This is a genomic window from Vibrio sp. 1978, from assembly GCF_033344345.1.
In genome coordinates, this window is sequence record NZ_JAWPOP010000417.1 from 1 (window position 1) to 728 (window position 728).

The following is a 728-nucleotide window of genomic DNA, read 5'->3' on the forward strand; positions in this document are numbered from 1 at the left end:
CGAGATGGCAAGCTCATATGAGCCTCATCAACAATGTACAAAGGCCCCTGTCCTTTCTCATTTCGCCACTCATCGGAGTAATCTTCAATCTGACTAAAAGGCCGACTTGTAGAGCCAAAATCCGTCAATCGACCATCAACTATCTTTATTAGGTCGCGCGCATCCTCACCGAATATCTTTACGAACCAATCAACATTAAGCGTAATGTTGGTAATAACTTTACGCCCTTCCTTGATAGCCGGGATGATGTGATAAGCCACAGCCTCGTAAGTCTTACCGCCTCCTGGTCTACCTGCTATTGCATAAATCATGAACCTAACCTCGTAAACGGAATGAGTTGAAGCATTAAGCGAACCGTGATTGCTGCAAGGATGATAGAAAGACACTGAGGCAAACCAACCGCAGCCATAACCCAAGACACTGTTGGAGGAATTGAAGTCATATACTGACTCATATCGACAGGCGCAAAGAGCGCAAACACGCCAGAAAGCAGCATGTTAACCATCTCCATGACCTGCTCAACCGCCCAGAAAAATAAGTCCTTGAGCATGTTAAAAAGCGACACTAAGAGCTGATACAAGAAGACCAAAAGCTTATTAAATAAATCGACTAACCAATCCATATTAACCCCCGAAGATAATGCGACGTGCTGCAAAGATGGACGACATAATCAGAACTGCACGAACAAAACCGAAAACCCAATCAAAACTGATGTGCTCTTCAAAACT

Annotated in this window: 2 protein-coding genes; both read right to left on the reverse strand. The window is 44.1% G+C overall.

Annotated elements, in window-relative coordinates:
* On the reverse strand, positions 1-311 hold a 311-nt coding region (locus R8N49_RS26960; protein WP_283240748.1), incomplete at its 3' end, for a zonular occludens toxin domain-containing protein.
* Positions 308-622, reverse strand: a complete 315-nt coding sequence (locus R8N49_RS26965; RefSeq protein ID WP_033905310.1) for a DUF2523 family protein — start codon at positions 620-622, stop codon at positions 308-310. The genes R8N49_RS26960 and R8N49_RS26965, both read right to left, overlap by 4 nt.
* Between the last annotated feature and the right edge of the window lie 106 nt (positions 623-728).